The sequence below is a fragment of the uncultured Campylobacter sp. genome, from assembly GCF_963517995.1.
GTDB lineage: Bacteria > Campylobacterota > Campylobacteria > Campylobacterales > Campylobacteraceae > Campylobacter_A.
In genome coordinates this window covers 1-21,455 of record NZ_CAUQHQ010000027.1, presented here as the reverse complement: position 1 = coordinate 21,455, position 21,455 = coordinate 1, and the positions used below count along the sequence as shown (strand labels likewise).

Sequence of the window (21,455 nt, the reverse complement as noted above, 5' to 3'; positions counted from 1 at the left end):
ATGCTAGGCGAAAGGACTTCAACTATGAGAATAAACAGATTATACCCAAAGAAACTAAACCTAGCGCAGAGAAGATTGAAGAAATTACAAAACAAGAAAGCGATAGGTTAAAGCGTAGGTATATGTCGCAGTTTGATTTTGGTATCGACTGGCTTAATGGCTATACCGGTCTTTTAAAAAAATCGCTTCCTAGCACATATCCCCAAATAGAACTAAAAGCGATCCAAAATCTAGCTTTTTTACTATCGCACGGTGGCCTTAGAGTGGGCGGTTTTTATATGCTTGATCTAAGCGATAGCGGAGTGGGAAAAGGTATAAATTTTAGCACTCAAAACAAGTTACTATTTGATCCCATACGTAGATCGGATCGTGAAGCAAGGCAGGAGCAAAAAGACAGAATAAGGCAAATGATTGAAGATAAGGAAATTTCAAAGGCAGATGCAGATAAAAAATATAAACTCATAGGTAGCATTCACGAGAAAAATACTAGCCTAGAGGGGTTATGCCAGTGCTTTGAGACCACAAAAACGCAAATGCTAGAGATGGAAGAACTAGGAAATATCCTAAAAATGGATAAAAACGCAATAATTGACTTTATAGTATCGGCACATGGAAAGGATAGGATAAAGACGCCTAGCCAAAAGATCAATGCTCATGCGGAGCCTTACATAGAACAAGCCAACTTCTTTTTTTATGCCGATACAAACCTTGCCTATTTATCATCCAAACAGCTCATGCACCATTTAGAGGGCGGCTTTTTTAACCGTTGTATTATGGTATATTGCGCCGATGAGCTAGACTATAAGGATACGCAAATAATTCCCATTCCGGCACACAAGGAGAATGAATATATGGAATTATCTAGCGAGATTTACGAATTTGCAAAAGAATTTTCAGGATATGAAATAAATAGGAACTACCTGGCTACGAATGATATTTTGATTAATTTTGTAGAAAGGGTTAGGGCTGCCGAGCAAGAAAGCAATAGGCTATACAAGCAAAGTAATAGCACTGTATATAAGGTTATGAGCCTAGCAAACAGAAGAACAACCTATAATCTAACCTCTATTATTATAATGTTGCACTACTTGCAAGAATTTACCAAATACAGAGCCTGCAAAAAAAGTAATGAAGAGTATAAATTTGAATACTTAGTATCTGATGAGACAGTTAAAAAAGGGATTGAGTTTTTAAGAGGGTATCTTGATTTTAGTCCACTGATCGACAAGATCACAAACACGACTGTATCTGATAAGTTAGAACTAGCGGAGAAAATATTGGATTTTGTAAAAAAACAAAGGTTGCCCATGGGTGCAAGAGAAGTTTATAGAAAATTCAATATGACAAAAAACGAGCTAATAAACCTAACCAAGTCAAAATTAAAAATAGAGAATGGGAATATCATATCTATTATTTAGAATTTGTATGACACTATGACAAAATGACCGCTAAGCCCGTATTCTAGGGGGTTAGCGTGTCATAATTCAGTCTATGACAGCCTATGACAATATGACAGAGACTATAAAATTGTCATAGTGTCATAAGGTGTCATAACATAATTTATGACAATCAAACACCGTATTTTAGGGAGCTAGCGAGTAATTTGTCATATTGTCATAACTTTTTTGGGTTAAGATTTAATCTAAAAAGTTTTTAGAAGTAGAAAAGTCAAAGTATAAATTTTATATGCAGATCGTTTAATTCTTCCGCCGTAACGTGTTTAAGATCGCTAAGACGTATTTCATAGCCTCTTTGATACATCTCTTTCACGTTTTTAAGCTCGACATCGTGCAAAGCGCTATTCTTAGCCATATTTTTGTAAATTCTATAAGCTACAAACATAACGAACAAAAAAACAAATACGCTAGCGTTTTGCGGGAAGTAAAACATCAAATATCCTTTTGTTTATCAAATTCCGTTTTTACGACGTCATAGAAGTTTTTAAATTTGTAGTTTTGTATCCAGCTATCGACCCACTCGGGAACGTTGTCTGATTGTTTCCAATTTGTGACGCTTGTATAATTCATTTTAACCAACCCTGCAAATTCTTTTTTTGACAATCCAACAGAGTTTAAAAGAGCCTCAAAAGCTTCGTAATGCATATCCATAACCCCTTATATAAATGTTTTATGTGTGTATTCTAGCAAATATCAAATAAATTATTTATTAAGATATTGACAAAATAAATTAAAAATGTTACAATTCGGCTAAATAACAAATAATTTATTTGTTTATCACTTTTAAAGGAGCCCAAATGACACTAAGTTTTGACAATGCATTCGACATAGAGAATGAATTGCCCGATGCACTTTGCGCAATAGCATACCTCGTAGAGGCTTTGCCGCATTATCAGAAAGCCGTAGGAATAAACGAGAAAGCGGAGCAGAACGTAAATTATTTTCTATCGACGCTAATAGGCGGAGCTGCAATAGCTACCCAAGGCTACATTGACGAGAAAATGAAAGGAGCAAAGAAATGAAACTCACATTTGAAATAAATGATGAACTAGACCTAGCAAATGAAGTGCCAAGCACGCTAAACAACATCAGCACGTTAGTATTAGCTTTGCCGCATCTTCAAAAGGCTACAAATATGAATAGCGACGTGATGATAAATGCAGGCTATTTTTTAAGCGGCGTTATTGATGATATTGCTGAGGCTGTAAGCCAATATGCAGAAAAAAAGCTAACCGAGAAAAGAGAGGAGATAAAGAAATGATTTTATTTACGCCAAAAGACGACAGCAAAGAGGGCTTTAATAAGCTCCTTGTGGAAAGAGCGGGCGGAGCTGATAACTTAACGCATAAAGCCATTTACGACGCAGCATACGGGCTTTATTGCTCGCTAGCTCACGTAACCGACAAAAAAGAAGCTTTGAGTGTTATGGTGGGAGCTTTGAACGACGAGCTAAAAGAGCTAAGGCTACAGCTCAAAGAAACCAAAGAGGAAAAAAGCGAGTTATTGGAGAAGTATCATAAAGCGTGCGATAAGCTATACGAATTTGAATTACAGAGGATGAGCGAAACCGAGCGCGCCGAGTGCGAGGAAATGGAAAAGCTACTACAAGGAGATTAATGATGAAAAATATGAATGCTTTTTACGAAGCTAGCAGGGTGGCTTTATCAAAGAATAACCCGCAAATTTTTAACCCTAGGCGTATGGACGAAGAGGGGCGGTTAATTATCCGGATAGACGAGAATAAAGTAGAGCGCGAGCTAGCCTCTATTTTTGACGGAGATAGACCCGAATACTTAAAGGAGTTTTGTCTACAGACGTTAGAGTTTGTCGAGGCGCTAGAGGTCAATAAAAGATATTACGATTTTTTTCTAAGCGACAAAGAGGACACGGATGAACTAACCGACGAGGATAGAACATTCATAAGCGAGATGATAGAAACGATCGGTGTAACGCAGGCGAGCCTAAAAAGCTTTTTGGATAAATGGGCAAATCCTTGGGCAAACGTGCCCGACGTTGAGGAGCAGCGCAGGTATTTAGACGAGTTTTTGAAAAAGCAGGCAAATTAAGTTTATCAAAGGGGGCGAATTTGCCCTCTTGAATAAGCCTAATTCTAAACGAACGACCCTACCGGCTTTGTAGATATGGGAAGCGCACTAGGGAAGCGATATTGTCCTAGCTAGGATCAGCCCTTATACAGGGTTTTAAAATAAGAGGTTAGATTAGGGTTTAAAATACCCTAATCTACTTTTCAATACTTAATATAATGCCTATATATAGAGATTTTATTATATTTAGTATTGAAAACTTTACAATAAAAAGCTATAATAGGCTTTATGATAACCGTGCTTTTTACTAATCAGCCCTGCCGGACCTGCGACGAAGTAATACAAGATAAATCTATGCTATGGCTTAACGAAAACGGGAAAAGAGTTATGGGCGTAAATATAAAATTCGTAGCCGCCATCATTAAAGACGGCGAGATCGTGGAATATCCAAATATCAGGAAGCTAGGAGATGAAGACGATTTTTAACTTTTTCAAAAGAAAACCCAAGCCGCAAGAATTTAGCTTGATCGCTAATCAAAACGCATTCGGAGCATTCGGCGGCGATGCATACTCAAGCGACATTTACAGAGGGGCGATCGACGCGATAGCAAGAAACGCTGCAAAACTCAAAGGCTCGCACGTCATCAAAGACGAGCTAAACAAGCAGGCCGTAAGCAACATTAACTACTTACTCCAAATTCAGCCAAACGAATTAATGAACGCTTACGATTTTTTGTATAAGGTGGTAACTCGCCTTTATATTCATAATAACGCCTTTATCTTGATAGACGAGGACGAAACGGGCATCAAAGGCTTTTATCCTATCGATGCGACCAACGCAGCCTTTTTGCAGGACGGACGCGGAGAGCTTTATATTAGGTTTATCGCTAAAGACGGGGAGTTAATCCAAAAATACAAAAATATCATTCACCTAAGACGCCATTTTAACGGCTCTAAATATTTCGGCGACAGCAACGATGCGATCAACAATACCTTAGATCTGGCTCATACTCAAAACGAGGGGCTAAATACCGCCATAAAAGCCGGAGCCAACATCAGAGGCATTATGAAATACGAGCAGGTATTGCCGGATGCCGAAATGACAAAGATGCGTGAGCGTTTTATCAAAGACTTTTTAGGCGTGTCTAATAACGGCGGCGTAGTAATAACAGACGCCAAAAGCTCGTTTCTACCGATCGAGAGCAAGCCCGTAAGCATAGACGATAAACAGCTAGCAGCGATAAAAAATAAAATTTACGACTATTTGGGCATTAGTGAAAATATCGTAAAGAGCAATTACAACGAGAACGAATGGGGAGCTTTTTACGAGAGCGTCATAGAGCCTTTGGCCGTGCAGATGAGCTTAGAATTTACCAGAAAGATTTTTACCCAAAGAGAGATTAAATTTAAAAACTATATTACATTTGAGAGCGGCAGACTTCAATTCTCAAGCAATGCCACTAAAATAAATTTAATTTCCGAGCTTATGCCTTATGGGCTGCTTAGTATAAATCAGGCATTAGAAATTTTAAATCTGCCGGCCGTGCAAGACGGAGACAAAAGACTTCAAACGCTTAACGTAGTAGATGCGGACAAAGCTAATAAATATCAGGTAGGAGAGTAAAAATGAAAGAAATCAGAAGTTGCGAGATCAAGGCGAGCGAGGATATGATACTAACGGGCTTGCCGATAGTTTTTAACCAAACGGCCACCATAAACGATAGCGGACTAAGCTACAACGAGGTTATATTGCCTACCGCGCTTGATGGGTGCGACCTAAGCGACACGAGGCTTTTATACAACCACGATAATTCAAAAGTGCCGCTAGCAAGAACTCCAAAAACGATGAAATTTAATAAAAGCTCGGCAGGGCTTGAAATGATAGCTACTTTACCCGATACGGCAGAAGCCAAATCGATATACGCCGCTGTAAAGCGCGGAGACTTAACGGCAATGAGTTTCGGCTTTAAAGTGAGCGAGGGCGGAGACAGCTATGACAGGGCGAGCAATACCAGAACTATTCATAAGATAGACAAGGTATATGAGGTTAGCGTAACGCCATACCCGGCATACAGCGCGACAAGCGTAGAGGCTAGGAGTAGGATAAACGCTTTTAACGACGACGAGCGGACAAAAAAGCTTATCGAACTAAACAACATAATTTTACACTAAAGGAAAAACGATGAAATTTAAGACCGTGGCGGAAGCCTTTAACCACTATAAAACAAAAACCCTAAAAGAAATCGAAGCTAGAGCGCAGGAGATCAAACAAGAGATCAACACTAACGCCAATATCGATATGAACGAGATAAATATCGAAATCGACGGCCTAAAAGAAGCTAAAGCACATCTAAGCGAAAAGCAGACTAGAAGCAAAGAGGACGGGCTAAAAGAGCTTGACAATATGGGCTTTGAGGTAAGAAGCGCAGAGCCAAAAGACGTATTTGGTACAAGCGAATATAAACAAGCCTTTTTCAAAACCTTACTAAATCAACCGCTAAATGCGACCGAACAAAGAGCTATGAATGCGGCGCAGATGGAGCTAAGAGCGTCCGGCTTCGCAAGCTTAAGCAATGTCGCAGGCGTAATCCCTACATCTACGCTAAACGAAGTAATAAGTAAGGCTAGAACGCAAGGCGGCGTAATCGGGGTTACAAGAGGCTTTGCGATGCCGTCTAATATCGATATACCGGTAGGAACTCCAACCTCTAAAGCCAGCTGGCACACAGAGGGCGCAGACGTGAGCGAGGAAAGACCTGATATTGCAATAGTTAATTTTAAAGCCTACGAGATAATGAAAGTCTTTTCTCTATCGGTAGCCGCCTCAAAAATGAGCGTATCGGCATTTGAGACCTACATCATAGAGGAACTCCAAAGCTCTGTAATGAATTGTATCTCGGATGCGCTTATTAACGGCACGGGAACTAATCAGGGCAAAGGCGTACTAAGCGGTATAACTTGGGTAAAAGATAGCAACCACTTTGAATTCAAAAAAGCCGGACTAACTTATGCCGACGTGGTAAAAGTAGCGGGAGCGTTAAAGCGAGGCTATGCATCAAACGCCAAATGGGCGATGAGCAACGCAACGCTATTTAATCTATTCTACGGACTAACCGACACGAACGGACGCCCGATATTCGTACTTGATCCAAAGAGCGAGAACGTAGGTAAGATATTAGGCTTTGAGGTTATCGTGGATGACTACATGGCAAACGATAACGTAATATTTGGAAACTTTGACTATCTAGGCTATAACCTACCTAGCGGTATAATGCTTGAAAGCTCAACGCAGTCAAGCTTTAAGTCCGGCAAGATAGATTATAGGGCTTTGGCGATAGCCGACTGCAAGCCGATAGTAGACGAAGCCTTTATCAAGCTATCAAGGGCGGCGTGATGATAGAAGTCGCGGAAGCTAGAGAGTGGCTAAGGCTCGACGGCAACGAGAACGACGAAATAATAAAGGGGTTGCTAAATGCAATCCCTGATTATATCGAGGTAAGTACCGGGCTAAGCAAGCAGGCGCAAGAAAAAGAGCCGCTAGCCAAACAGCTAAGTAAATTTATCTTGATACTTTGGTATAACGCCGAGCAAAGCGAGAGCGAGAAGCTAAGCAAGGTTATAGATAATCTCTTAAAAGCGTTATCGCTCAAAGCCGGGTTTAGTAGATGAGAAGCATTGATAATAAATTCTATCAAAGCCAAAATTGGAAAAAGACGCGCAACGCTTATTATATTTCTCAAAACGGAATATGCGAGCGTTGCGGCGGCATAGGTAGAATAGTCCATCACAAAAAGCATCTAAGCAAAACCAATCAGAACGATTTTAATTTAACATTGCATTGGGAGAACCTGGAGCTGCTTTGTCAGGACTGCCACAACAAAGAACACTTTGAGAGAAGCTGCACGGTAGAGGGATTAAAATTTGACGAGAACGGCGATTTAGTTAAGGTCTTTGGATAGATTTTAGCTAAGTAGCCCCCGTCTTAAGTTTAATCTAAGTTTCGGGGAAAATCGGCGGGGGAGTTTCTAAAATCCCTCCAAGACAAAACCACAAGGGGGTTAATATGGCAAAAACAAGAAAAATATCAAGCAATGACGAACTAGACGAGCTTATCAAGCTTGCGCCGCAAAGTAGGCAAAAGGTGGCCAAAGATTTGGTAATCGAGTTAAAATTTATGAATAAAACCATGCAAAGACTTAAAGAAGTAGTAGAAAAAGGCGAAATTTTAGAGGAATTTAACCAGGGCAAACAAAGCTTTATTAGAGAGAATTCCGCGCTAAAAAGCTACAACACGACTATTCAGCGGTATTCGCTAGTGTATAGGCAGCTTATGGAGCTGATAGATAAAAATCCGTCTCCAGCCGACGATAGCGAGCTGATAAATTTCATCTCGAGCAAATAATGAACTTCATAAAAGAGTATTATCGCAAAATCAAAACGGGCGAAATATTAGTCAGCAAAAGAGTAGAAAAAATTTACGACAAGCTAATAAACGACATGAAAGAAAAAAATAACCCGTATAAATTCGACGAGAAAAAAGCTTTAAGGCCTATCGAGTTTATAGAGAAATTTTGCAAACACTCAAAAGGAGAATGGGCCGGCAGTCCGCTAAAGCTCGATCTATTTCAAAAAGCTTTTATATCTGCGCTATTCGGCTTTGTAGATAAAAAGACGGGGCTAAGAAAATACAAAGAGGCCTTTTTTATGGTGGCTAGAAAAAACGGTAAAAGCTCGCTATTAGCAGGCCTTAGCCTTTATATGCTGATCGCCGACGGCGAAGCGGGCGCAGAGGTTTATTCGGTAGCTACCAAAAAAGAGCAAGCCAAGATCGTATTTGACGAAACTCTAAATATGGTAAAGCAAAGCCCGCAACTTAGTAAATTTCTAAAAAAGAGAAAGAGCGATTTATATTTTTCTCTTAATATGTCCAAGATGATGCCGCTAGGTAAGAATAGCAACACCCTGGACGGGCTAAATTCCCATTTGGTAGTTATCGACGAGCTCCACGGCGTAAAAGACAGAAACCTTTACGAGGTTATGAAGCAAAGCCAATCCGCGCGCCGTGAGCCGTTGGTAATTATGATCACGACGGCCGGCACGGTCAGAGAGTGCATATTCGACGATATTTACGAATATGCTTGTAATATCACAGACGGCATTTTCAAAGACGATAGTTTTTTGCCTATCATCTATGAGCTTGATAGCAAAGACGAATGGAAAGACGAGAAAAAATGGATCAAAGCAAATCCCGGGCTAGGAAGTATTAAAAAATACGCCGACTTGTCAGATAAGGCCAAAAGGGCAGAAAACAGCCCGAAAGATTTAATCGGCATCCTTACTAAAGATTTTAATATCAGAGAGAGCTCGCGCAACGCATGGCTAAGCTTTGACGTTATCAACAATCCAAAAACTTACGACGAGCCTAAATTTAAGAACGTATACGCCATAGGCGGAGCCGATCTATCCATAACGACTGATTTAACCTGCGCTACGCTAGTAACGATAAGTGGCGGCGAAAGGCTAGTTAAGCAGATGTATTGGATACCTAGAGACAACCTAGAGACTAGAATAAAAGAGGATAAAATTCCTTACGATATTTGGCACTCAAACGGGCTTTTAAGGCTTTGCGACGGAAACACTATCGACTATTCGGACGTTACGGCGTGGTATTTAGAACAAGTCAAACAAAACGGAATTATGGTGCTATGGATTTACTATGATAGCTATTCGGCTAGGTATTGGGTGGAGGAAATGCAAACAGAGGGCTTTAAGATGATTAGATGCATTCAGGGAGCCAAAACCCTATCGCTACCCTTGCAAATCCTAGGAGCTGATTTGCAGGCTAAAAGGGTAAATTACAACAACAGCCCGATCCTAAAATGGTGCTTGAGTAATACCGGGGTGGTAGAGGATAGGAACGCAAACATAATCCCCGTAAAGAGCAACAACCCGCGTCAAAGAATAGATGGCACGGCATCGCTACTAAACGCTTACGTCGGGTTGTGCGAACATTTAACAGAATTTGAAAGGCTTTGTGATGATAAAAGATAAAAAGATTAGTATATTAGGTTACGTCTCGACTACAAACGAATACGGCGAGGTTGAAAAACAGCAGCAATACTTGCTAAAAGATGTTTGGGCTTATGTAAGGCAGCTATCGGCGAAAGAGGCTTATGAGCGAGCGCAAATTCAATCTGAGGCCGAGGTTTTATTCACGGTAAATTTCAATGAGGCTTTAAAGGATAAAAGTCTGATTGACTACGAGATCAAATTTAGAGGTAATACCTACCAAATAACCGGCATAGACTATTATGAATTTGGCATGCGAGATATTAAAATTTATGCTAAGCTAAAAGGCAATAATCACAATTAGGTAAGAAATTGGGTAAGAAATATTCCAATTTTAAACCTTAAACTGCTATTTTATCGTATGTAAAGCGGTATAGTTTTAGTCCATTCGGGGCCACCATTTCGCTTCTTTCGGATTCAAATTTTCAAATTTGCTTTATCTTTCGCACCGTAAACCCAAACGCTAAATTTTCGTCAAATTCGTCTGTTAATAGCCAAAAAATATATTTATGTTTTAAATTCGCGCGAGTTTTTGAGAAGTAAAATTTAATAATTAAAGCGCAAAGGCAACCACTCCTTTGCGCAATTTGGGAGAAAAATGAATCAAAACAATGCAAAGACGAGATAAATGCATGTTTCATTCGATGAAATATTAGCGTTAGTTTTCTTAAAGTATAATAAACTATATTGAGAATATTACCGATTTAACAATATTTAAAATTTAATCAATATATTCTACTATATTCAAAATTCAAATTTGACCGCCGTTTAAACCCAAATCAAATAAAACATTAAGTAAAGCTTAAAAACATTTTAGCTAAAATCAAGCCCAATTCTTTCAGCGTAAGAAAGATGTTTCGATAAAAAGGACGTAAAATGAGCAATATCATCGCATACAAACTGGACGGAAACATAGTCGATACCCAGAGTATCAACGGGCGAGAAAACGCCGCAGAACCGATTTATTTCGACAACTCCCCAGACGCGCTAAACGTCATCAGGCACTCCTGTGCGCACCTCATGGCGCAGGCTATCAAGGAGCTTTATCCGCAGGCCAAATTTTTCGTCGGACCAAACGTCGAGGACGGATTTTATTATGATTTTAAGGTCGATGAGGCCAACAGCAAGCTTAGCGACGAAGACCTGGCGGCGATAGAAGCCAAGATGAAAGAGCTAGCCGAAGCAAAGCTTGACATCGTCAAAGCAAGCTCTACAAAAGCCTTTATGAGCTATAAATTTAAAGACGACGAGCTAAAACAAGAGGTGCTAAAGCGCATCCCAGAAGGCGAAGTCAGCAGCTACAAGCAAGGAAATTTCGAGGATTTGTGCCGCGGACCGCACTTGCCAAATACCAAATTTTTAAAATTCTTTAAACTAACGCGTGTAGCCGGCGCGTATCTGGGCGGCGACGAGACGCGCGAGATGATAAACCGCATCTACGGAACCGCATTTGCCGATAAAGAGAGCCTAAAAGAGCACATCCGAATCATCGAAGAGGCTAAAAAACGCGACCACAGGAAGCTTGGCGTGGAGATGAAGCTGTTTACCTTCGACGAAGAGGTTGGCGGCGGCCTACCGATATGGCTACCAAACGGCGGACGTTTGCGCTCCAAACTCGAGCAAATTTTATACAAAGCACACCGCGACCGAGGCTACGAGCCGGTGCGTGGACCAGAGCTACTAAAAGCCGACGTATGGAAAAAGAGCGGCCACTACGCAAACTATAAAGAAAATATGTACTTTACGACAATCGACGAGGCAGAATACGGCATAAAGCCGATGAACTGCGTCGGCCACATCAAGGTATATCAAAGCGACATCCGCTCATACCGCGATTTGCCGCTTAAATTTTTCGAGTACGGCGTCGTGCATCGCCACGAAAAAAGCGGCGTTTTGCACGGACTTTTTAGGGTGCGCGAATTTGCCCAGGACGACTCGCACATCTTTTGTATGCCAAGCCAAATCAAAGAAAATATCCTAGAAATTTTAAAATTTGCCGGCAAAATAATGGAAAATTTCGGCTTTCATTACGAGATGGAGATTTCGACCAAGCCTGCAAAAGCGATCGGCGGGGACGAAATTTGGGAAACGGCGACCAAAGCGCTAAAAGAAGCGCTTGACGAAAACGGCTTTAAATACGGCATCGACGAGGGCGGCGGTGCATTCTACGGCCCAAAAATCGACATCAAAATCACCGACGCGCTAAAACGCAAGTGGCAGTGCGGCACGATCCAGGTCGATTTTAACCTGCCTGAGCGCTTTGATCTGGGCTACATCGACGCAAATAACGAGCGCCGGCAGCCCGTCATGCTGCACCGCGCGCTACTGGGAAGCTTTGAGCGATTTATCGGTATCTTAATCGAGCATACAGGCGGCGAGCTGCCGTTTTTCGTCGCTCCGACGCAAGTAGTCATCGTGCCGATCAGCGACGCGCATCTAGACTACGCTAAATTTGTCGCCAAAGAGCTTCGCAAAATCGGCGTAGATAGCGAAATCGCAAGCAAAAACGAGAGTCTAAACAAACGCATCCGCACCGCAGAAAAACAGCGTGTACCGATGATCGCGGTGCTGGGCGACAACGAAGTGGCAAATAGCGCCATCGCTCTGCGCGACCGCACGACCAGGGAGCAAAAAGATATGAAGCTGGATGAATTCGTCGAGCTGCTAAAATCAAAACTCGCCGAGGTAAGTTTTTGAAACACCAGCGAAAATCCGCTAAATTTGAGCTAGGCGCGGCTTTATGCTAAGCCTGGCTTTTACCAAAATCTGCAAAAATTGTCACAGCGCAATAAATTTCAACGAAAAATACAATAAAAACACAATATTTTTGGATATAATCAACAAATTTCAACTTAAAGGAAACAACTAATTGGCTAAAGAAAACGAAGTATTGCTCAACGAAGATATCAGAGCGAGCGAAGTGAGATGCGTGGGAGACGACGGCACCGCATACGGCGTCATCCCAAGAGTAGAGGCCTTGAAAATCGCCGAGAAAATGGGGCTTGATCTGGTGCTAATCGCGCCTGATGCTAAACCTCCCGTTTGCAAAATAATGGACTACGGCAAATTCCGCTATCAGCAGGAAAAAAAGCAAAAAGAGGCCAAGAAAAAGCAAAAAACGATCGAAGTAAAAGAGATCAAGCTCTCCGTCAAAATCGCTCAAAACGACATCAACTATAAAGTCAAGCATGCGCTTGAATTTCTAGAAGAGGGCAAACACGTCAAATTTCGCGTATTTCTAAAAGGCCGCGAGATGAGCAATCCCGAAGCCGGCGTCGCGATGCTACAAAAAGTCTGGGAGATGGTAAAAGACGTCTCCGACCGCGATAAAGAGCCGCTGCTAGAAGGCCGCTACGTAAATATGCTAGTAACGCCCAAAAGATGAGAAAAATTTGTCTCGTTTGCGCTCTGGCTCTAGCTCTAGCCGGAGCCGAGTGTAGCCCGTATCTAAGACTAGCCGTCATCGGCGGCAAATCAGCGCTAAATCAAATGGAAGACGAAAACATAAAAGCTACCGAAGTAAGCTGCAAAGATGAGGTAATCGCCTACGAATACGTCTTTAAAAACTCGCAAAACATAGACTGGGAAACCATCTCGGACGAATATGAAAAAGAATTTGCGTCTAGCATGAAAGAGCTTTTGACGGAAGAATTCTGCTCTGATAAAAATACCCTTATGCTACTACAAAAAGCAAAAAGTATCGTGATGAATTACCGTTTACCAAGCGGCGCGCTTTTTAGCAAAATAGAGCTAACCGCGAAAGACTGCGAAAAATAGCGCAAAAAATATTAAATTTGCGCCGGCTAAAATCCGTCTTTAGGTCTAAGGCACCTAAAAGACGGATGAGAGCCTCTAAGCGCTAAAGCATCTGCGCCTAACTCCACAAACCTTACGATAAAAAGCAAACCGGCGGTCGGCTAAGTCCGCTAAAATTTAGGCCGCCTCCATGCTTGCGCCGTGTAAAAATTTAGAAATATATAAAGCCGCCGCGCGCTAGCAAAAAATTGCCACACAAGCCGATTTTACGCTAAATCAAGCCAAAATTTGGTTAGTAAAGCCAAAAAACGGCGCCGAAACTATGATAGAAGCAACGCAAAATTGCTCGCCGTAAATACTGCAGAGACTAAAGCTTTATCTTAGGCTGCAACGCGCTAAGCATCAAAGCAAGCAGTTGCAAACGCCGTAACTTTAGACGGCAGCCAAAGGCGCGCTAAATTTGAATAAAATGGCTAAATTTTGCGACAAAATTATAAAATAACGCAAGTGTTAAGCTGGATTTTGATTTTACGAACCGGGCTACCACTTTTTTGCGAGTCGCTCTTAAATTTAACGACTTAGCCGCTCAAATCGTAGGCAAAACGCTACAAGCGCGTAAAAGCTCCAAGCCGCCCGACGATTACGCCAAGTTTATTAAACGCGGCTCGCATTTGCTAAATTTAGCGCGCTTGCAAATACCGCATGGCAAAGATGCAAACGATTACGCATGATTTGCAGGAAGCAAGACGGCGATTTTTTTACTTCATCTACCGCAAAGCTAAATTTCGCCTAAGTTTAGCTAAAATCGCGCTAAAATTTAAATCATAAAGAGAAAAAATGATATACCTTTGCGGCGATACGCACGGGAGCGCGGAGCTTCACAAAATCACGAACAAGGCCTTTTTGAGCCGAAATTTTACGCGCGAGGACTACGTGATCGTGCTTGGGGATTTTGGTCTATTTTTTAGCGATACGCCAAACGAGCGGCTCGTTAGAGAGCGGCTGGGCAGACTGCCGTATACGCTGCTTTTTATCGACGGCAACCACGAAAATTTCGACCTACTCTACGGCCTGCCGACCGAGGAAAAATTCGGCGGCAAAGTAGGCGTCGGAGGGGAGAATTTATTTTGGCTTAGGCGCGGAGAAATTTACGAGATAGACGGACGAAATTTTCTAGCTTTCGGCGGAGCGTTTAGCATCGACAGAGCTTGGCGCAGGCTAAACGTAAGCTACTGGGACGCAGAAATCCCAAGCAAGGACGAGCTAAATTTCGCGCTTAGCAATCTAGCTCGTTTTAAGAGCGCAGGCGGCAAGATAGACGCAGTGCTAAGCCACACGGCGCCTACTTTTTTAATGTCCGCACTTAGTGATCTGTTTTTGGGCGGCGGAGCGATTTACGATCCGACTACGGATATGTTAGAGCGTATTTTTGAGCTTGCAAAGCCCGAGAAATGGTACTTCGGGCACTTTCATGCAGATAGAAAAATCTCCGCTCGCGGCTGCGAGTTTCATCTATGCTACGACGAAATTTTAAAATTTTAGAGTAAATTTTCGCGCCGAGGCTTTGTAAACGAGTGCGATTTTAGCTCGCATAGCGCTAAAATTTATAAATTCGGCGACTAAATTTAGCTTGATTTAACTTCGCCGCACAAGCTTCACAACTCCAAAACCGTCTTAACGCCTAGCCTTTGCGCGTTCTCAAAGTAGCTTTTAGCAGGATCAAGTCCGAAAATGCGCATCAGCTCCTGCCTCGCCCAGAGGATTTCCGGGTCTCTTAGGTCGTTTGTTTGGTAGGCAAGCTCCTCGCCGCGTAAAATTTCAGCGATCTCAAACTGCGCATATCGCGGGCTAAAACCGATGCAGTTAAATTTCAAATTATTTTCTTCTATCAGCTCTTTTAGCTCGCGCGAGGCGGCCTTCATCACGCTTTGCTCGCCCGAGCAGATCTCTATAAATCCCCACTGCAAATACGTCCGCGCGGGGCTAACGTGAAAACTCATCGGAAAATCAAGCTGCGAGGAATCGATCTTTTCGTGCGCGAAAATTTCAAATTCGCCGTAAAAAAACGCGTTGTCAAACATCACGTCCATAGGCAGCCTAGGGCGCGACATCAGCTCGCCCACGCTTGCTTCGCCCTGCGACGCATACGCAAAAAGCTCGACAAAAACGGGTTTTCCCATAAACCCTAGCATCTCGTGGCCTTCCGGCAAAAGGCCGCTTTTTCGCAGTTTATGTCCGTCTAAAATCACCCTGCCAAAGCCGTAGCGGTTGCGGTCAAGCTTAAATCGGAAAAAATCTCCGCTTTTAAATTTGATATTTTTACGGCCCGTTTTCTTAAACTCCTCGATCTTACGCGCGTGATCCGAGTCTAAATCGGCGATAAAGCGCTCTATCTCGCTTCTAAAATCCATCTCCCGTCCGTGTCCGCTCTCCCATACGCTGTCGTAAAACGTAGTCTGCGAGGCAAAGCTAGCGATTCGCAGGCTGTATTTATCGGCGTATAAATAGACTCCAAGTGGCGTGCGCTTTTCAAAATTTGCGGGCGTTAGTTTCGTCTCCTTACCTTTTGCGGTTTTAGGTAGCAGTATCTCGCGCCCCTTAGTCGCCTCGTCGTAGCCGTATTCCGCATAAAGCTCGTCCGTGGAAACCACGTGCTTTTTGATGACGTCGCCCTCAAAATACAGCACGCTAGCGGGTCTAAATTTATCCCCGGCAAACTCTACCCGCTCCCAGCTCTGTTGCACTGCATCAAGCCCGAAATACGCCCTTTGTTCGTTATTTAGTTCAAACATTTTTCCCTTTCGTTTTCGTTTGCGCGCCGCTTGCCGCGTTGCCGCGCTACCAAATTTTGCGGTTTAAATTTAGCTCTTTTACTATCTGCGTAAAGCTTTCTATCTCGCTTTCATAGGCAGTTAGCGTCGCCTCGTCCGTTAGCGATTTACCAAGCTGCGGCTCAAAGTCGTCGCGCCAGGTCTCTACGGCGATGAAGATTTGGCTATCCTTTAAAACGGCGTTTACCGGCGCGTCTAGTCTTAGGCAAAGCTGGGTAAATTTTTCCATTAGTACCGGGCTGAGCGCGTATCTAGCGCCGATCTGGTCGGTCGTATAGACGTCAAAGATCTCCTCGAATCTCACGTCGTCCATATTCGCCTTTTTGCCGTAGATTGCTAAATTTCTTGAGTTTACATGCGAAATTTGAGTTATGGAGCTTAAAGTTTTGTTAAAATCGGCCTTAAAAAGCACGCCTCGAAATAGTACGACCGTCTCGGTGCTATTTTTCTTTTTCACCTTTTTGGCGGAGTAAAAGTCACTAAATTTGACGCTAACGCCATCTATATTGCCCTCCACCAGATCCTCGCTGCTCCACTGGTGCACCGTACAATCATAAATCGTAAAAAACTCGTCAAGCCCCAGCCCGCGGTCTTTATCATAATTTAATCCGTGCTTTTTTACGATCTTTTCTATGATTTGGCGTTTAAAATTAGCCCTAAATTCGCGCCTTTTTGATGCGGTGATAAGCATCGCCGTAAAAGTATAAACGAGCGCGCCTATCGCAGCGCCGAAAATCGCGTCTAAAAGATATGTTATCGCAGCGCCCGCGCAAATGCCCGCGCCAAGGCCGATCAAATTTGCTTTTTTGGTAGCGGCGACCAAAATTACGCGCTCGTTTTCTAGCTCTTTTAGCTCGGACGAAAGCTCGCTCGCGGGCGAGTTTGGGGCGGATTTTTCGCCCAAAGCCGCAAAAAGATTTGAAGCCGCCGGAAGCGCAAAAAGCGCTACAAATGCGCCGACGAAAATAAAGGTAAATAAAGTCTCCGTTTTAACTCCTTTGCGCGTTTGGCCGCTTTTTTACGGCTTGCGACTCGCAAACCAAAGCCGCTAAATACGGCTAAATTTTGCCGCGGCGATTGATTTTAGACAAGGCGACTAAATTTAAATCTAACGTTCGCGCTTAAATTTTACGGCTTTTCGTCTTGCTTTTTATTAAATTTACGCCACTTTTTATCTCGCGTTCTTTAAAATTTGCCGCTTTCTCTTGCGCTTTCGTTTAAATTCGCGCCACCCGTAGTTTAGCGTTTTAGCCGTCTCCGCGCTCATCGAGATTTCACGCCGCTTTTTACCTTGCTTTGAGCGCAAAATTTAACACTCGCCTTTCGTATTTTATCGCCCCGATTTACGCGTAAATTTAGCCGATTCGCGTGCATTTGCTTTGCCTAGCGCTCCTTTCGTTTAAATTTAGCTTCGGTTTTTTCTCTTTGGCGTAAATTTAACCCCGTCCGCAAGCGAGCAAAGCATTTTAAATTTATCTAAACGCCGCTTAAATTTAGCGTTCCGTAAATTTTAGCTTTTAGCAAGAGCGGCTAAATTTAAACAAGCGCAAAAGTGAATTTACAGCCTGTGCCGTTTGCGTATTTTCAGGCTTCATTCGCGATTTTGCGCTTAAATTTCGCTTCTTTAAATTTAGCGCTTACGGATTTTAAGCTCTGGGCAAAACCATCTAAATTTAACCAAAGCCGCGCGAAAGTAAAATTTGCTTTGCGGCGCGATTTTACGCTTAAATTTCGCGCGTTTTTAACTCAAATTCGCCGCCGAGCTTGCCGTTAAAGCGACCTAAATTCGCGGGCTAGTTCTAGGCTCGCTTCGATCTCGGCGCGTTTTGCCATCACGCTTTCGACGTTCGCGCTTAAATTTAGCCCGTTTTTATCGCCGAAGCTTTTAAGCTCGCTCCAAATCTCTTTGATGATTTCGCAGCTTTGCGCTAGATAGTCCTCGCTTGCATTTAGCCTGTTTTCGACGCTTTGCGGCACGCTCACGCCCAGCCACTTTATAAATTCCAGCGTTTTTGGATTGCCCGCGGTCGAAAACGTGAGAAATATCGGCTCGCTAATCTCGGCCGCCGCGCAGTCTTCTAAAAATTTGCGCGCTAAATCCGCGTCAAAAATCGCCTGCGAGACGAAAAATTTAGCTCCGAGGCGGATTTTTTCCAGCATTCGCTGCGGCTCATCGCCCTTTTTACCGTGGCGCTCGGCGATACATACGCCGCCTGAGGCTAAATTTTTAAATTCGCCCGCGATCTCGTAGGCGCGAGTCAAATCCAGCCTTGTTTTTTGCGCGCTAGACGTAGCCCCGACAAGCACGCATAAATCCGCGCTCTGAGCCACCAAAGCCGCGCGAAACTCGTTCTCGTCGTATCCGCCCGCGACTCGGTAAAATACCCCAGGCGTCGCGACTTTTAGGTAGTTTGCATAGTAGCTTTGCGGGCTTAGCGTCCCGCTAAACTCGAAAGTCCTTTGCGAGTCGCTTCTATCGCTTTCGTCTTGCACCTCGTAAAGCACGAGTCCGTCTGCGTTTACGCTCTCTATGCGCGCAGTCCAGCGGTCTGCTATCTCGCGCAGCTTGGCCTCTTCAAATTCGGCCTTGGGCGGCGTCAAAGCGTAAAGCAAAAGATTTTTTTCTTTATTTAAAATTTTTTCTTTTAGCATGAAATTTCCAAATTTAATATGTAGAAAACGCGGCGTTTGCGGCTAAATTTACGCTTACGGCGCGGAAGAAAACTTAGTTTGATTTTAGCCAAAATCCCGCAAATTTTGCTTTGCGACGAGCTTTATTTTACAAAATTTAAGCCTAATTTAACCCGCACCGAGTTTGCGCCGCTTGTAAGATAGCGTCCAAAAAAGGCGTCTAAATTTAAGTTTAGCTAGCGATTTAGTCGAAAAAACCAAGCCTATTTGCGCCAAAAAAAGCAAAATCAACCTAGCGCAAAGCCGCTAAATTTAAACCGCCGCCCGTTTGCTAGATAGCAAAAAGGCGGCGAGATTTAAGCGAAGCTCTAAATTTACGAATTTCGCACGATTTTGACGGCTTGCACGAGATTTTTTAGGCTCGGCTTGACCTCTTCCCATTTGCGGGTTTTTAGGCCGCAGTCGGGGTTGATCCAGAGTTGTTCTTTAGGCAACACTTCTAGTAGCGCTCTGATCTGCGCGACCATCTCGTCGACGCTGGGTACGCGCGGACTGTGGATGTCGTAGATGCCCGGGCCCACTTCTTGTTTGTAGCCGACGGATTTAAAGATTTTTAGCAGTTCGTTACCGCTGCGAGCCGTCTCGATGCTGATAACGTCGGCGTCCATCGCCTCGATGGTCTTGATGATGTCGTTAAACTCCGAGTAGCACATATGAGTGTGGATCTGCGTCTGCGCGCGAGCCGAAGCGACCGAGAGCTTAAAGCAATCGACCGAGAATTTCTCGTATGCGCCGATGTTTTCGTCGCGTAGCGGATAGCCCTCTTTAAACGCGGCTTCGTCTACTTGGATGACTTTTATGCCAGCGTCTTGCAGATCGGCGATCTCGTCGTAGATGCATAGAGCAAGCTGCTTAGCGATATCGGCTCGCGGTTTATCGTCGCGCACGAAGCTCCAGTTTAGGATAGTTACCGGGCCGGTTAGCATGCCTTTCATTATCTTTTTCGTGCGGCTTTGCGCGTAGGATATCCACTCGACCGTCATCGCTTTTGGGCGGCTTACGTCGCCGAAAAGCAAAGGCGGCTTCACGCAGCGGCTGCCGTAGCTTTGCACCCAGCCGTTTTCGCTAAACGCGTAGCCTTTGATCTGCTCGCCGAAATACTCGACCATATCGTTTCTCTCCGGCTCGCCGTGGACTAGCACGTCAAGGCCGACGTCTTCTTGAAATTTGACGCACTCGTCGATGTATTTTTTGATGCCGTCGCTATATTGTTGCTCGCTGATCTCGCCTTTTTTGAAATTTTGGCGCAGAACGCGAAGCTCTACCGTCTGCGGGAAACTACCTATCGTCGTAGTCGGCAAGACGCCGTAGTTTAGGACTTCGTGCTGGATTTTGATGCGGTCTTCAAACTTCTCTTCGCGCTCGAATTTGGTTAAATTCGCGACGCGAGCCTGGACGGCGGCGTCGTGGATGAGAGCAGAATTTGCGCGGGAGTTCGCGCTGGCTTTATTTTCGGTGTAAATTTTAGCTTCGTTTTCGTTTAGAGCCGCGCCGTTTGCGAGCTTTGCGATGATTGCGATTTCGCTTAGCTTTTCAACGGCGAAACTTAGCCAACTCTTGACCTCGGGATTTAGCTTTTCTTCGTATTTTAGGGTAAAAGGCACGTGCAGAAGCGAGCAGCTAGATCCTACGTAAAAGTCCTTGCCGCCTAGTTTTTGCGCTATTTGCTTGACGAAATTTACGCGCTCGTCGATGTTGCTTTTCCACACGTTTCTACCGTTTACGACGCCTGCAAAAAGCTTCACGTTAGAGTTTGCGATAGCAGGCAGCGCCTCGATATTTTTCTCGCCGTATACAAAATCAAGCCCGATGCCGTAAATTTTAGTTTTTAGCGCTTCGTCCACGGCTTTTAGCGCGTGTTCGAAATAGGTCATAAACACGATTTTTACGTTGCTTGCGGCTGCGGTTAGCTTCTCGTAGACGGGCGCGATTTTATCAGTTAGCGCATCGCCCTTGCTAGTTACGAATATCGGCTCGTCTAGCTGGACTATGATTTCGCCATCTAGCTTTGAAATTTGCTCCAAAAGCTTGACGTATTGCGCCGTTAACGCGTCTAAATGGCAAAGCGCGCAGCTGCCGTCGGTGGTCTTTGAAAGCGCTAAAAACGTGATAGGGCCGATTAAATTTATCTTGCCTTTTACGCCGGCGGCCTTTGCTTCTTCGTATTCGTTAATGATTTTCGACGCATCAAGCTTAAAGGTCGTCTGGGCGCTAAGTTCGGGCACGATGTAGTGGTAGTTCGTGTTAAACCACTTAGTCATCTCCATCGCTACGCCTTTTTCGTTGCCGCGAGCGCAGGCGAAATACTGCTCTAATCCGCTTAAATTCGCAAATCTAGGCGGTACTGCGCCAAATGCCACGATGGCGTCTAGCATCAAATCGTAAAACGAAAAATCGTTCACGCTGATAGCCGAGATTTCGGCGTCTTTTTGATATTGCCAGTGCCTATTTTTTAGCGTTTTAGCGACGCTTAGCAAATTCTCCTCGCTAAAACCCTCTTTTTTACTCCAAAGGCCTTCTAGCGCGCGTTTTAGCTCTCTTTTTTCTCCGATTCGCGGGAAGCCCGTAACGTAAGTTTTTATCATTTTGATTCCTTTTTTTAAATT

Annotated in this window: 24 protein-coding genes; 18 read left to right on the top strand and 6 right to left on the bottom strand. The window is 43.7% G+C overall.

Annotated elements, in window-relative coordinates; all coding sequences use genetic code 11:
* Positions 1-1,418: hypothetical protein (locus RYL88_RS04555; RefSeq protein WP_314989320.1), on the top strand; the 1,418-nt coding region annotated here is incomplete at its 5' end.
* Positions 1,419-1,668: 250 nt separating this feature from the next.
* Here the strand turns inward: RYL88_RS04555 and RYL88_RS04550 are convergent.
* Complete coding sequence (locus RYL88_RS04550) at positions 1,669-1,890, bottom strand: hypothetical protein (RefSeq protein ID WP_314989318.1); 222 nt, start codon at positions 1,888-1,890, stop codon at positions 1,669-1,671.
* The gene (locus tag RYL88_RS04545; protein WP_314989316.1) at positions 1,890-2,108 is read right to left on the bottom strand and encodes a hypothetical protein; all 219 of its coding nucleotides are present in this window, start codon (positions 2,106-2,108) and stop codon (positions 1,890-1,892) included. The genes RYL88_RS04550 and RYL88_RS04545 overlap by 1 nt, the downstream gene beginning before the upstream one ends.
* 146 nt (positions 2,109-2,254) lie before the next feature.
* Between RYL88_RS04545 and RYL88_RS04540 the strand changes: the two genes are divergently transcribed.
* The 17 genes from RYL88_RS04540 (at position 2,255) to RYL88_RS04460 (ending at position 14,869) form a co-directional block, all read left to right on the top strand.
* Positions 2,255-2,479 carry a hypothetical protein gene (locus RYL88_RS04540; RefSeq protein ID WP_314989314.1) on the top strand — a complete coding sequence of 75 codons (225 nt, stop codon included), beginning with the start codon at positions 2,255-2,257 and terminating at the stop codon, positions 2,477-2,479.
* A complete protein-coding gene (locus RYL88_RS04535) occupies positions 2,476-2,718 on the top strand; it encodes a hypothetical protein (protein WP_314989311.1) in 243 nt (80 codons plus the stop codon). The genes RYL88_RS04540 and RYL88_RS04535 overlap by 4 nt, the downstream gene beginning before the upstream one ends.
* On the top strand, positions 2,715-3,074 hold the full coding sequence (locus tag RYL88_RS04530; RefSeq protein ID WP_314989309.1) for a hypothetical protein: 360 nt from the start codon (positions 2,715-2,717) through the stop codon (positions 3,072-3,074). The genes RYL88_RS04535 and RYL88_RS04530 overlap by 4 nt, the downstream gene beginning before the upstream one ends.
* Positions 3,074-3,523 (top strand): hypothetical protein, encoded by a 450-nt coding sequence (locus RYL88_RS04525; protein ID WP_314989307.1) that lies wholly within the window; start codon positions 3,074-3,076, stop codon positions 3,521-3,523. The genes RYL88_RS04530 and RYL88_RS04525 overlap by 1 nt, the downstream gene beginning before the upstream one ends.
* A 333-nt stretch (positions 3,524-3,856) precedes the next feature.
* Positions 3,857-3,988: a hypothetical protein gene (locus RYL88_RS04520; RefSeq protein ID WP_314989305.1), complete on the top strand. Its 132-nt coding sequence runs from the start codon at positions 3,857-3,859 to the stop codon at positions 3,986-3,988.
* Complete coding sequence (locus tag RYL88_RS04515; protein ID WP_185898164.1) at positions 3,972-5,126, top strand: phage portal protein; 1,155 nt, start codon at positions 3,972-3,974, stop codon at positions 5,124-5,126. The genes RYL88_RS04520 and RYL88_RS04515 overlap by 17 nt, the downstream gene beginning before the upstream one ends.
* A 2-nt stretch (positions 5,127-5,128) precedes the next feature.
* Positions 5,129-5,674 (top strand): HK97 family phage prohead protease, encoded by a 546-nt coding sequence (locus tag RYL88_RS04510; RefSeq protein WP_185898163.1) that lies wholly within the window; start codon positions 5,129-5,131, stop codon positions 5,672-5,674.
* A 10-nt stretch (positions 5,675-5,684) separates the two neighbouring features.
* A complete protein-coding gene (locus RYL88_RS04505) occupies positions 5,685-6,896 on the top strand; it encodes a phage major capsid protein (protein ID WP_314989304.1) in 1,212 nt (403 codons plus the stop codon).
* On the top strand, positions 6,896-7,171 hold the full coding sequence (locus RYL88_RS04500) for a head-tail connector protein (protein ID WP_314989302.1): 276 nt from the start codon (positions 6,896-6,898) through the stop codon (positions 7,169-7,171). Before RYL88_RS04505 ends, RYL88_RS04500 begins: the two co-directional genes overlap by 1 nt.
* Complete coding sequence (locus RYL88_RS04495) at positions 7,168-7,461, top strand: HNH endonuclease signature motif containing protein (RefSeq protein ID WP_314989300.1); 294 nt, start codon at positions 7,168-7,170, stop codon at positions 7,459-7,461. Before RYL88_RS04500 ends, RYL88_RS04495 begins: the two co-directional genes overlap by 4 nt.
* Before the next feature lie 104 nt (positions 7,462-7,565).
* A complete protein-coding gene (locus tag RYL88_RS04490) occupies positions 7,566-7,904 on the top strand; it encodes a hypothetical protein (protein ID WP_185898159.1) in 339 nt (112 codons plus the stop codon).
* Positions 7,904-9,553: a terminase large subunit gene (locus tag RYL88_RS04485; RefSeq protein ID WP_314989298.1), complete on the top strand. Its 1,650-nt coding sequence runs from the start codon at positions 7,904-7,906 to the stop codon at positions 9,551-9,553. Before RYL88_RS04490 ends, RYL88_RS04485 begins: the two co-directional genes overlap by 1 nt.
* Positions 9,540-9,875, top strand: coding sequence for a phage head closure protein (locus tag RYL88_RS04480; RefSeq protein ID WP_314989296.1), 336 nt, complete (start codon positions 9,540-9,542; stop codon positions 9,873-9,875). Before RYL88_RS04485 ends, RYL88_RS04480 begins: the two co-directional genes overlap by 14 nt.
* 572 nt (positions 9,876-10,447) lie before the next feature.
* On the top strand, positions 10,448-12,268 hold the full coding sequence (gene thrS, locus RYL88_RS04475; protein WP_314989294.1) for a threonine--tRNA ligase: 1,821 nt from the start codon (positions 10,448-10,450) through the stop codon (positions 12,266-12,268).
* Between the two features lie 172 nt (positions 12,269-12,440).
* Positions 12,441-12,956 carry a translation initiation factor IF-3 gene (gene infC / locus RYL88_RS04470; RefSeq protein ID WP_002944238.1) on the top strand — a complete coding sequence of 172 codons (516 nt, stop codon included), beginning with the start codon at positions 12,441-12,443 and terminating at the stop codon, positions 12,954-12,956.
* A complete protein-coding gene (locus RYL88_RS04465) occupies positions 12,953-13,348 on the top strand; it encodes a polyphosphate kinase (RefSeq protein WP_314989292.1) in 396 nt (131 codons plus the stop codon). The genes infC and RYL88_RS04465 overlap by 4 nt, the downstream gene beginning before the upstream one ends.
* Positions 13,349-14,164: 816 nt before the next feature.
* Positions 14,165-14,869 (top strand): metallophosphoesterase, encoded by a 705-nt coding sequence (locus tag RYL88_RS04460; RefSeq protein ID WP_314989289.1) that lies wholly within the window; start codon positions 14,165-14,167, stop codon positions 14,867-14,869.
* 113 nt (positions 14,870-14,982) lie between these two features.
* Here the strand turns inward: RYL88_RS04460 and RYL88_RS04455 are convergent, their stop codons facing one another.
* The 4 genes from RYL88_RS04455 to metE all read right to left on the bottom strand — a co-directional run bounded on the left by RYL88_RS04455 (position 14,983) and on the right by metE (position 21,434).
* A complete protein-coding gene (locus tag RYL88_RS04455; RefSeq protein WP_314989287.1) occupies positions 14,983-16,119 on the bottom strand; it encodes an Imm26 family immunity protein in 1,137 nt (378 codons plus the stop codon).
* A 46-nt stretch (positions 16,120-16,165) separates the two neighbouring features.
* A complete protein-coding gene (locus RYL88_RS04450; protein ID WP_314989285.1) occupies positions 16,166-17,062 on the bottom strand; it encodes a DUF3137 domain-containing protein in 897 nt (298 codons plus the stop codon).
* Between the two features lie 866 nt (positions 17,063-17,928).
* On the bottom strand, positions 17,929-18,810 hold the full coding sequence (locus tag RYL88_RS04445; protein ID WP_314989283.1) for a methylenetetrahydrofolate reductase: 882 nt from the start codon (positions 18,808-18,810) through the stop codon (positions 17,929-17,931).
* 353 nt (positions 18,811-19,163) lie between these two features.
* Positions 19,164-21,434 (bottom strand): 5-methyltetrahydropteroyltriglutamate--homocysteine S-methyltransferase, encoded by a 2,271-nt coding sequence (gene metE / locus RYL88_RS04440; RefSeq protein ID WP_314989281.1) that lies wholly within the window; start codon positions 21,432-21,434, stop codon positions 19,164-19,166.
* Positions 21,435-21,455 lie beyond the last annotated feature (21 nt).

Excerpts from the sequence above, each read along its gene's own strand:
- RYL88_RS04550 (WP_314989318.1), bottom strand. The coding sequence starts at position 1,890 with ATGTTTTACTTCCCGCAAAACGCTAGCGTATTTGTTTTTTTGTTCGTT.
- RYL88_RS04545 (WP_314989316.1), bottom strand. The coding sequence starts at position 2,108 with ATGGATATGCATTACGAAGCTTTTGAGGCTCTTTTAAACTCTGTTGGA.
- RYL88_RS04540 (WP_314989314.1), top strand. The coding sequence starts at position 2,255 with ATGACACTAAGTTTTGACAATGCATTCGACATAGAGAATGAATTGCCC.
- RYL88_RS04535 (WP_314989311.1), top strand. The coding sequence starts at position 2,476 with ATGAAACTCACATTTGAAATAAATGATGAACTAGACCTAGCAAATGAA.
- RYL88_RS04530 (WP_314989309.1), top strand. The coding sequence starts at position 2,715 with ATGATTTTATTTACGCCAAAAGACGACAGCAAAGAGGGCTTTAATAAG.
- RYL88_RS04525 (WP_314989307.1), top strand. The coding sequence starts at position 3,074 with ATGATGAAAAATATGAATGCTTTTTACGAAGCTAGCAGGGTGGCTTTA.
- RYL88_RS04520 (WP_314989305.1), top strand. The coding sequence starts at position 3,857 with ATGCTATGGCTTAACGAAAACGGGAAAAGAGTTATGGGCGTAAATATA.
- RYL88_RS04515 (WP_185898164.1), top strand. The coding sequence starts at position 3,972 with ATGAAGACGATTTTTAACTTTTTCAAAAGAAAACCCAAGCCGCAAGAA.
- RYL88_RS04510 (WP_185898163.1), top strand. The coding sequence starts at position 5,129 with ATGAAAGAAATCAGAAGTTGCGAGATCAAGGCGAGCGAGGATATGATA.
- RYL88_RS04505 (WP_314989304.1), top strand. The coding sequence starts at position 5,685 with ATGAAATTTAAGACCGTGGCGGAAGCCTTTAACCACTATAAAACAAAA.
- RYL88_RS04500 (WP_314989302.1), top strand. The coding sequence starts at position 6,896 with ATGATAGAAGTCGCGGAAGCTAGAGAGTGGCTAAGGCTCGACGGCAAC.
- RYL88_RS04495 (WP_314989300.1), top strand. The coding sequence starts at position 7,168 with ATGAGAAGCATTGATAATAAATTCTATCAAAGCCAAAATTGGAAAAAG.
- RYL88_RS04490 (WP_185898159.1), top strand. The coding sequence starts at position 7,566 with ATGGCAAAAACAAGAAAAATATCAAGCAATGACGAACTAGACGAGCTT.
- RYL88_RS04485 (WP_314989298.1), top strand. The coding sequence starts at position 7,904 with ATGAACTTCATAAAAGAGTATTATCGCAAAATCAAAACGGGCGAAATA.
- RYL88_RS04480 (WP_314989296.1), top strand. The coding sequence starts at position 9,540 with ATGATAAAAGATAAAAAGATTAGTATATTAGGTTACGTCTCGACTACA.
- thrS (WP_314989294.1), top strand. The coding sequence starts at position 10,448 with ATGAGCAATATCATCGCATACAAACTGGACGGAAACATAGTCGATACC.
- RYL88_RS04465 (WP_314989292.1), top strand. The coding sequence starts at position 12,953 with ATGAGAAAAATTTGTCTCGTTTGCGCTCTGGCTCTAGCTCTAGCCGGA.
- RYL88_RS04460 (WP_314989289.1), top strand. The coding sequence starts at position 14,165 with ATGATATACCTTTGCGGCGATACGCACGGGAGCGCGGAGCTTCACAAA.
- RYL88_RS04455 (WP_314989287.1), bottom strand. The coding sequence starts at position 16,119 with ATGTTTGAACTAAATAACGAACAAAGGGCGTATTTCGGGCTTGATGCA.
- RYL88_RS04445 (WP_314989283.1), bottom strand. The coding sequence starts at position 18,810 with ATGCTAAAAGAAAAAATTTTAAATAAAGAAAAAAATCTTTTGCTTTAC.
- metE (WP_314989281.1), bottom strand. The coding sequence starts at position 21,434 with ATGATAAAAACTTACGTTACGGGCTTCCCGCGAATCGGAGAAAAAAGA.